The sequence below is a fragment of the Rhodoferax sp. genome, from assembly GCF_018063565.1.
Classification (GTDB): domain Bacteria; phylum Pseudomonadota; class Gammaproteobacteria; order Burkholderiales; family Burkholderiaceae_C; genus Rhodoferax.
In genome coordinates, this window is record NZ_JAGPBB010000046.1 from 24,573 (window position 1) to 33,512 (window position 8,940).

The 8,940-nt window shown below is 59.7% G+C and carries 9 protein-coding genes; 8 read left to right on the plus strand and 1 reads right to left on the minus strand.

Features of this window, described 5'->3' with window-relative positions; translation table 11 throughout:
* Nucleotides 1–49: 49 nt before the first annotated feature.
* The 8 genes from KBF66_RS11875 (at nucleotide 50) to KBF66_RS11910 (ending at nucleotide 7,656) form a co-directional block, all read left to right on the plus strand.
* Nucleotides 50–1,174, plus strand: a complete 1,125-nt coding sequence (locus tag KBF66_RS11875) for a 4-oxalomesaconate tautomerase (protein WP_296656736.1) — start codon at nucleotides 50–52, stop codon at nucleotides 1,172–1,174.
* Between the two features lie 42 nt (nucleotides 1,175–1,216).
* Nucleotides 1,217–2,248, plus strand: coding sequence for a TRAP transporter substrate-binding protein (locus KBF66_RS11880; protein ID WP_296656737.1), 1,032 nt, complete (start codon nucleotides 1,217–1,219; stop codon nucleotides 2,246–2,248).
* Nucleotides 2,249–2,356: 108 nt separating this feature from the next.
* Nucleotides 2,357–2,920, plus strand: coding sequence for a TRAP transporter small permease (locus KBF66_RS11885; protein ID WP_296656738.1), 564 nt, complete (start codon nucleotides 2,357–2,359; stop codon nucleotides 2,918–2,920).
* On the plus strand, nucleotides 2,917–4,248 hold the full coding sequence (locus KBF66_RS11890) for a TRAP transporter large permease (RefSeq protein ID WP_296656739.1): 1,332 nt from the start codon (nucleotides 2,917–2,919) through the stop codon (nucleotides 4,246–4,248). The genes KBF66_RS11885 and KBF66_RS11890 overlap by 4 nt, the downstream gene beginning before the upstream one ends.
* Before the next feature lie 117 nt (nucleotides 4,249–4,365).
* Nucleotides 4,366–5,397: an amidohydrolase family protein gene (locus KBF66_RS11895; RefSeq protein WP_296656740.1), complete on the plus strand. Its 1,032-nt coding sequence runs from the start codon at nucleotides 4,366–4,368 to the stop codon at nucleotides 5,395–5,397.
* Nucleotides 5,398–5,436: 39 nt separating this feature from the next.
* On the plus strand, nucleotides 5,437–5,988 hold the full coding sequence (locus KBF66_RS11900) for a hemerythrin domain-containing protein (protein WP_296656742.1): 552 nt from the start codon (nucleotides 5,437–5,439) through the stop codon (nucleotides 5,986–5,988).
* Nucleotides 5,989–6,001: 13 nt separating this feature from the next.
* Nucleotides 6,002–6,685 (plus strand): 4-carboxy-4-hydroxy-2-oxoadipate aldolase/oxaloacetate decarboxylase, encoded by a 684-nt coding sequence (gene ligK / locus KBF66_RS11905; protein ID WP_296656745.1) that lies wholly within the window; start codon nucleotides 6,002–6,004, stop codon nucleotides 6,683–6,685.
* Nucleotides 6,686–6,729: 44 nt separating this feature from the next.
* The gene (locus KBF66_RS11910) at nucleotides 6,730–7,656 is read left to right on the plus strand and encodes an NAD(P)-dependent oxidoreductase (protein WP_296656748.1); all 927 of its coding nucleotides are present in this window, start codon (nucleotides 6,730–6,732) and stop codon (nucleotides 7,654–7,656) included.
* Nucleotides 7,657–7,692: 36 nt separating this feature from the next.
* On the opposite strand, the gene KBF66_RS11915 is transcribed toward KBF66_RS11910, so the two are convergent.
* The coding region (locus KBF66_RS11915) for a gallate dioxygenase (RefSeq protein WP_296656750.1) at nucleotides 7,693–8,940 on the minus strand (1,248 nt) is incomplete at its 5' end.

Below are 8,940 nucleotides of genomic sequence, written 5' to 3' on the forward strand. Positions count from 1 at the left end.
TGGGCAATTTGACTTATCGCAGGCACCGATCGCGATCAAAATCCATGCCATGCAAACAGCCATCCCTTGTTCTTTCATGCGCGGCGGCACCTCGCGTGGGCCGTTTTTTATGGCGTCCGATCTGCCGGACGATGTCGCCATGCGTGACCGCGTGTTACTGGCCGTCATGGGGTCGCCCGACCAGCGCCAGATTGACGGACTGGGTGGTGCTCACCCGCTGACCAGCAAGGTGGGTATCGTCAGTCCCAGCCAAACGCCCGGTGTGGCGGTGGACTTTCTGTTTGCACAGTTGCAGCCTGATAAGGACACGGTCGACACCACCCCCAACTGCGGCAACATGCTGGCTGCGGTGCTGCCCTTTGCCATCGAGCGTGGACTGGTGGCGGTGCAGGGCGACACCACCACAGCGCGGGTGTTGACGCTCAACACCGGCATGCAATGTGATGTCACCGTGCAGACCCGCGGCGATCGCGTCAACTACACCGGCGATGCACGCATCGACGGCGTTCCCGGCCATTCAGCCCCCATCACCATCAATTTTCTCGACACGGCCGGCTCCGTTTGCTCGGGCTTGCTGCCCACCGGCCGGGTACGCGACAGCATTGCTGTGGCGGGCGAGGGGTTTGAGACTTTCACGCTGGATGTCACCTGTATCGACAACGGCATGCCGCTGGTGATCTTCAAGGCCTGCGATGTCGGCTGCTCTGGCTATGAAAGTGTGGCTGAACTCAATGCCAATGACACCTTGAAGCGCCGCATCGAAGCACTTCGCCTGCTGGTTTCCCTCAAGATGGGTCTGGGAGATGTGGCCAAAAAGAACTACCCCAAAATGACCTTGATCGCATCGCCGCGCGATGGCGGCAGCATCAGCACCCGCAGTTTTATTCCGCATGTTTGCCATGACGCCATCGGTGTGCTGGCCGCAGTGACGGTTGGAACCGCCTGTGTGCTTAAAGGCTCGGTCTGCGACGGCGTGGCGGTGATGGGGCAGGGGGGTGACCCGACGGTGTCGGTTGAACACCCCACCGGGGAGTTCAGTGTGGCGCTCGGTCTTGACCCGACCAACCCGCAAAATGTCACCCAGGCTGCCTTGTTGCGCACGGCGCGTCTGATCATGCGCGGCGAGGTGATGGTACCTTCAAGTCTCTGGGCCGGAAAAGTGCACCGGGACTGAGTAATATTCGCGCACCCTTTCTTTTTTACAACAGGAGACTCCATGAAATTCAAAGTTAAATCCTTACTGACCCTTGGCGCTTTGGCCACGGCAGCGTTCGCGGTTTCGGCACAGGTCACCCTCAAGGTGCACCATTTCCTGCCAGCGGGCTCGTTTGCGCAAACCATGTTCATCAAACCCTGGTGCGACAAGATTGCCGTGGATTCGGGTGACAAGATGAAATGCCAGATTTACCCGTCCATGCAGTTGGGTGGTACGCCGCCGCAGCTGTTTGACCAGGTCAAAGACGGCGTGGTGGACATCGTCTGGGTACTGCCGGGGTACATGGCCGGACGTTTTCCGCTTTCGGAAGTGTTTGAGTTGCCCTTTATGATGCAAAGCCCTGAGGGCACCAGCAAGGCCCTTTGGGACTTCGTGCACGCCAATCCCAATGTGGCCGCTGAGTTCAAGGATGTGAAGCTGATCGCTTTGCATGTGCACGGTGATGGTGTGTTCCACATGACCAAAAAACCCGTCAACACCATGGCAGATCTGAAAGGCCTGAAGGTCCGTGCCCCAACCCGCCAGACCAACAAGCTGCTGGCGGCCCTGGGTGCCACCCCGGTGGCGATGCCCGTACCGCAGGTCAGTGAGGCCTTGTCCAAGTCGGTGATTGACGGCGCGCTGGTGCCCTATGAGGTGGTGCCTGCGGTGAAGATTCAGGAACTGGCCAAGTTCCACTCCGAGACTGACCCGGTGGCGCCGGCCATTTACACCTCGACCTTTATGTTCGCCATGAACAAGGCCAAGTACGACAGCCTGCCAGCCGACCTGAAGAAGGTGATTGACGCCAACAGTGGTTTGGATGTGTCCGGCACCGCTGGCAAGGCGTTTCTGGCCGCCGATGTGGCCGGGAAAAAGCTCACCGAGAAGAACGCCCACAACGTGATTCCGAGCAGCGAACTGCAAGCCTGGATGAAAGCCGGCGAGCAGGTCACCAACGACTGGGTCGCGGATGTGACTGCCAAGGGTGCCGACGGCAAGAAGTTGCTGGCCGACGCCAAGGCGTTGATCACCAAGTACGCCCCCAAGTAAACCAAGGTGCGATGAGCCTGTGTGGTGTGCCCATGCCACACAGGCTTTTCTTCCCGGATTCATCGACCCAATGCGCCCCCGGCGGGCTGCGTTAAATGAGTTACGTCCATGCAAGAGCCCATCCCTGGTGCTGCACCCGGCAGCGCAACACTGGCCTTCGGCCCCTTGGGACATCTGCTGTTCAAAGCGTCCAAGGTTTCAGCCATCACGGGCGGGCTGATTTTTGTCGCCATTGTGGTGATGAGCATCATCAGCATCGTCGGGCGAAAGTTGTGGTCTGCACCGATACCTGGCGATGTGGAAATGCTGCAGATGGCAGCGGCGTTTGCTTCGGCCAGTTTCTTCGCCTATTGCCATCTCAATGGGGGTGACGTGAAGGTGGATTTTTTCACCGCAAAGGCCAGCCCGGCCACGGTGCATCGGCTCGAAGCCTTTGGCTCGCTGCTGGTTGGCGTGGTGGGCGCCCTGATCACCTGGCGTGCAGGTGTCGGTGCCCTGTCCATCAAGGCTGCCGGTGAGACCAGCATGATTCTGGGCTGGCCCGTATGGATCGCCCAGATATTGATGGTGCCGGGTTTCCTGCTGATGGCGCTGGCCGGGTTTTACATGGTGGGTATTCATTTGGGCTTAAGCCGGGTGCATGGCGGTGTGAACAGTGGGGTGAAAGCATGAGCGGAATTGCGATTGGCGGCATTATTTTTGCCTGCCTGATGGTGCTGCTGATGGTGCGTGTGCCCATTGGCATTGCCATGTTTGCCATGGGCGCAGCGGGCTACTTTTACTTGACGGGCGGCGAAGCCGCGCCGATCCTGAACTTCCTGAAAAACCTGGCATACGCCCGTTTGTCCAACTACGACATTGTGGTGATCCCGCTGTTCTTGCTGATGGGCCAGTTTGCCACTCACGGCGGTTTGAGCGCTGCCTTGTTCCGGTTTGTCGAGGCCTTTATGGGCCACATGAAAGGTGGCGTGGCGATGGCATCCATTGGTGCCTGCGCCGGGTTTGGTGCTATTTGCGGGTCCTCGCTGGCCACGGCAGCGACCATGGGGCAGGTGGCGCTGCCTGAACTGAAGCGTTTTGGTTATTCCGGATCTCTGGCCACCGGCGCGCTGGCGGCTGGCGGCACGCTGGGCATCATGATTCCGCCGTCGGTGCCACTGGTGATTTATGCCATCCTGACGCAGGAATCCATTGGCAAGCTGTTCATGGCGGCGGTGCTGCCCGGCATCATTGCCATGATTGGCTACATGCTGGTCATCAAGATCATTGTCACGCTCAACCCCAGTGCCGGGCCGGCCGGTCCTCGTGCCAGCTGGGCCAAACGCATGAAGGCCTTGGCTCAGGTGGCACCAGTGTTGCTGGTGTTTGTGGTGGTCATCGTGGGTATTTACGGTGGATGGGCTAACCCAACCGAGGCCGCAGCGATTGGTGCAGCGGCTTGTGGGGTGCTGGCGGTGGTGTCGGGCGGCATGCGCACCAAGGGTCTGATTGAGAGCGCTCTGGGCACGGCGCAGGCGACCGCCATGATCTTTCTGGTGCTGCTGGGTGCTGACATGCTCAACACGGCGCTGGCCTTGTCGCAAATGCCGGTTGAGCTGGCCGCCTGGGTGCAAGCCAGCCAATTCAGCCCGATGCTGGTGATGGTGGCCATTTTGCTGATCTACATCTTTTTGGGCTGTGTGATGGACAGCCTGGCGATGATTTTGTTGACCATTCCGATCTTCTATCCGGTCATCATGGGCTTGGACTTTTACGGCCTGTCTGATACCGACAAGAGCGTCTGGTTTGGTATTCTGGCGCTGATGGTGGTGGAAATTGGCCTGGTGCACCCACCGGTGGGCATGAACGTGTTCATCATCAACCGCCTGGCGCGCGATGTGCCGCTGGTGGAGACCTTCAAGGGCGTGATGCCGTTCTTGGCCTCTGATTTCATTCGTATTGCGTTGCTACTGGTTTTTCCATCGATTGCGTTGGTGCTGGTGCGCACCTTTGGCGGCTAATCGGCCAGCTGTGCCCCGGACAAGCATTGAGCTAGACCACTGTTTTATCAATTTGTATAGCTGCTAGAACATACAGAATAAGCGCTAGAGTCCTATTTCTTATATAGAAAGTCTGCCATGATCATCGACTGCCACGGCCACTACACCACCGCCCCCAAGGCGCTGGAAACCTGGCGCAACCAGCAAATCGCCGGCATTAAAGACCCCGGCGTGATGCCCAAAGCATCTGACCTGAAGATCAGCGACGACGAGCTGCGTGAGTCCATTCAGAGCAATCAGCTGCGTCTGATGACCGAGCGTGGCCTGGACCTGACGCTGTTCAGCCCGCGCGCCAGTTTCATGGCGCACCACATCGGCGACTTTGCGGTGTCGAGCACCTGGGCCGCCATCTGCAACGAGTTGTGCTACCGCGTCAGCCAGCTGTTTCCTGACCACTTTGTACCTGTGGCCATGCTGCCGCAAAGCCCCGGTGTGGACCCGGCCAGCTGCATCCCCGAGCTGGAAAAATGCGTCAAGGAATACGGCAATGTCGGTATCAATCTGAACCCGGACCCCAGCGGTGGCCACTGGACCAGCCCGCCCCTGACCGACCGCGCCTGGTACCCCATTTACGAGAAGATGGTGGAATTTGATATCCCCGCCATGATTCATGTCTCAACCAGCTGCAATGCCTGTTTTCACACCACTGGTGCGCATTACATCAACGCCGACACCACCGCCGTGATGCAACTGATTCAGGGCGATTTGTTCAAGGATTTCCCGAGCCTGCGCTTTGTGATTCCGCACGGCGGAGGTGCCGCACCCTACCATTGGGGCCGCTACCGTGGTCTGGCGCAAGAATTGAAGAAGCCAGTGCTGGCCGAGCACCTGCTGAACAACATCTACTTCGACACCTGCGTCTACCACCAGCCTGGCATCGACCTGCTCAATACCGTCATTCCAGTGAAGAACGTGCTGTTTGCCAGCGAGATGATTGGCGCTGTGCGTGGCATTGACCCCGAAACCGGTCATTATTTTGATGACACCAAGCGTTACATCGAAGCCAGCAAGATTCTGAGTGACGCCGACCGACAGCAGATTTACGAGGGCAACGCGCGGCGCGTGTTCCCGCGTCTGGACGCGGTACTCAAGGCCAGAGCGGCCAAGTGACATTGCAGCGACTTTCATTTCCTCACCCAGGTGCCCACCATGACCTCCAGCTCCCCTAGGCCCCAAACCGAGCCGGCCAGCGCGCCCATCCACAGCTTTTCGCATTCACACGACGGCATCATCCGGCACCTGCAGGCCATGGCTGAACTTCCCGAACTGATGCGGGCGGCGGAACGTGCGCGTAAAGTGGCCGAGGACACGCGCAACTTTTTTCGCAACGTGATTTTTGAGCATCACCAGGAGGAAGAGCGTGCCTTGTTTGAGGCGGTGCTGGCCAGCGCCGATGAAGGTGACGAACTGACCGAGGTCAAAGCCGCCACCGACCGCCTGACGCGCGAACACCGCACGGTGGAAGCCTTGTGCAAACACCTGGAGCCGGAACTTAAGAAAATGGCCAAGGGCCAGCCCTGTGACCTCGACATTGCCGGTATTGAAACGCTGATTCGCGAGTACAGCGCCCATGCCCGCTATGAAGAGGACGAGTTTCTGCCCAAGTCTGAAGTCATTTTGAGCCGAAACCCGAACCACATGGCAGCCCTGGGTCTGTCCTTGCATGTGCGCCATGTGTCCATGGACGCCTCGCCCACCTGAACTGGAGCCCCGTATGAACAATCTTGGTATCGTCAAACGCAACATCAGCCGTGCCGACAAAGCGGCGGTCGACAAACTATCCCGCTTTGGGGTGGCCACCATTCATGAGGCGATGGGACGCGTTGGCCTGATGAAGCCCTACATGCGGCCCATCTACGACGAGGCCAGAATCTGTGGCACGGCTGTCACCGTCCTGCTGCAACCCGGTGACAACTGGATGATGCACGTGGCCGCCGAACAGCTGCAGCCCGGTGATGTGGTGGTGGCAGCCTGCACGACCGACAACGCCGACGGTTTTTTCGGCGACCTGCTGGCCACGTCGTTCAAGGCGCGCGGCGCTTTGGGCCTGATCATTGACGGCGGTGTGCGCGATGTGAAAGACCTGACCGAGATGAACTTTCCTGTATTCAGCAAAGCCATTCATGCCAAAGGCACCATCAAGGCCACGCTGGGCTCAGTCAACATCCCGGTGGTGTGTGCCGGTGCCCAGGTTAATCCGGGTGATGTGGTCATTGCCGACATCGACGGCGTGGTGGTGGTGCCTGCCGAAGTCGCGCAGAAGGTGGCGGATGCGGCCGAGGCGCGCGAAGCGAACGAAGGTGCCAAGCGTGAAATTTTTGCCTCCGGCGTGCTGGGCCTGGACTATTACAAAATGCGAGAAGGCCTGGCCAAGGCTGGTTTGCGCTATATTGATTGAAGCGCGCTGTGCCCAATTGATAAGCGCTAGAGGCCTGAAATATCATGAAAAATCCTGCAAGCTGGCGTGTTGGCCTGGTGGGCTATGGCGAGGTCGGTCGCATTCTGGCTGAAGACTTGCGCGCGCAAGGTGTGACGGTCAGTGCCTACGACCTCAAGCTCGATGACCCGACCACCGCCGGCCCGCTGCGGGCCCACGCGGCGCAGCACGGGGTGGGTTTGATGGCGTCCAGCGCCTCGCTGGCGGCCATGTCAGACTTTATTGTCAGCGCCGTCACGGCCAGCCAGACTGTCCTGGTAGCGCAGGCTTGCGCGCCTGCTGTGCAGCCTAGCGCATTTTTTCTGGATTTCAACTCGGCCTCGCCCGGGGCCAAGCAGCGTGCTGCCACCCTGATCGATGGGGCGGGGGGGAAGTATGTGGAAGGCGCGGTGATGACCAGCATTCCACCCTATCGCATCAAAGTGCCGTTGCTGCTGGGTGGTGCATCGGCGGCAGAACTGTCACCACTGATCAACGCGCTGGGTTTTGCGTCCAAGGTTGCCAGCAGCCAGCTGGGTGTGGCCAGCGCCACCAAAATGTGCCGCAGCGTGATGATCAAGGGGCTCGAAGCCATGGTCATTGAGAGCTTTACCGCCGCGCGCCACTATGGCGTGGAAGACGCCGTGGTGGCTAGCCTGTATGAGACTTTCCCCGGCATCGACTGGGAAAAGCAGGCCGCCTATTTCTTTCAACGCGTCATCGAGCATGGCCGTCGGCGCAGCGAAGAAGTGCGCGAGGTGGCCGAGACCGTGCGCGACACGGGCCTGACACCCTGGTCAGCCGCCGGCACCGCCGAACGCCAAGCTTGGGTGGCTGACTGTGCAGATGCCGGTGTTTTTGGTGAAAAAAGCAGACCCGGGTTTGCCCGCAGCGCGGACTGGCGGGTGGAAGCAGACCGACTGCTCGAGTTCTGCAAGATACCCAAAGGCTGACGGGCCGGGCTGCTCTTTCAGCCACAGCATCCATCCTCACTGCCGGTCCATCGCACGTACTTTGTCGCCACCCGCTACCGAGTAGGTCATTGGCACTTTGCGCGTGGCCAGAAACTGCTCAAGCGTTTGGCCCCGGAAGGCAGCGTACACCGCTGGGTTGGACACGCCCAGCACGGCGGCCATTTTTTCCAGCACAAAAAAGCTGACACCCCGTCGCACCATCTCGATCCACTGGCGACCCCGAATCAGGTCCTTTTCTTCGCCTGTCAGGCCACACTCGCTGGCCAGGGCTTCGAAGTCGTCCACAAATCGGGCCCGGTGCGCAGGTTTGACCAGATCGTGCAGAAAGGTGTTGATGCGCAGGTTGGCATGGCTGCGGGCGTGGGTGAACGGATAGGTACCGGTCAGCGTTCCGGCGCCCGCCAGCTCGTAGCCGATGTGCTCACGGTAGGCGTCCACAGCCGCCGCGTCGGGGGCGGCGCCCTGGTCTTCAAACACCAGCGTGCAGATGTTGGTGACCGATGGCGCATAGGTTGCTTTGTGCACCAGCTTCACCTGCTCGGACAGCGCGCCGCGCATGATCAGCCACATGATGACCTCGGCACCCTCCATGCCCCCTTTGACGGCGTAATCGGCAATGCGCATATTGACCAGTTGCTCGGGGGCTTTTTCTAGCAGGTTCAAAAAATCATCGTCCCACGCCTCATTGAGAAAGCCAGCGCGCTCACCGTGCACCTGGTGCGACAGTCCGCCGGTGGCCATGATGGCGACATTGAGGTCTTCGGGGTAGCTCTCGATCGCTTTGCGCAAGGTCTTGCCCAGCTTCCACATGCGCTTGGGCGAGGGGATTGGCAACTGCAGCACGCCCACCTGCAGCGGCACCACCTGGCCCGCCCAGGGGCCGTTCTCATCGCCCAGCATCGACAGGGGTGACAGAAAACCATGGTCCACCGGTTTGCCCTGAAAAAACGACATGTCAAACTCATCGGCCACCAGCGACATGGCGATGTGCTGCGACAAGCCCAGATGCCCGCGTGCCGGTGCCACCTCGCGCGGGCCACCGCCCTCATCGGCCGCTACATACTGGTCGTCAATGCCCAGTACAAAGGCCGAGTAGTGGTCAAAGAAGAAGCTGGTGATGTGGTCGTTGTAGATGGTGAACAGCACGTCGATTTTTTTGGCTTTGACCCAGCCCCGGATGGCATCAAAGCCATCAAAAATGGGCTTCCAGGCGGGGTCGTGCTGCTTGCCGGTGTCTTTGGCGTAGCCGATGGTGGGGGAGTG

Coding starts and splice junctions, on each gene's coding strand:
- KBF66_RS11880 (WP_296656737.1), top strand. CDS start 1,217: ATGAAATTCAAAGTTAAATCCTTACTGACCCTTGGCGCTTTGGCCACG.
- ligK (WP_296656745.1), top strand. CDS start 6,002: ATGAACAATCTTGGTATCGTCAAACGCAACATCAGCCGTGCCGACAAA.
- KBF66_RS11890 (WP_296656739.1), top strand. CDS start 2,917: ATGAGCGGAATTGCGATTGGCGGCATTATTTTTGCCTGCCTGATGGTG.
- KBF66_RS11875 (WP_296656736.1), top strand. CDS start 50: ATGCAAACAGCCATCCCTTGTTCTTTCATGCGCGGCGGCACCTCGCGT.
- KBF66_RS11885 (WP_296656738.1), top strand. CDS start 2,357: ATGCAAGAGCCCATCCCTGGTGCTGCACCCGGCAGCGCAACACTGGCC.
- KBF66_RS11900 (WP_296656742.1), top strand. CDS start 5,437: ATGACCTCCAGCTCCCCTAGGCCCCAAACCGAGCCGGCCAGCGCGCCC.
- KBF66_RS11895 (WP_296656740.1), top strand. CDS start 4,366: ATGATCATCGACTGCCACGGCCACTACACCACCGCCCCCAAGGCGCTG.
- KBF66_RS11910 (WP_296656748.1), top strand. CDS start 6,730: ATGAAAAATCCTGCAAGCTGGCGTGTTGGCCTGGTGGGCTATGGCGAG.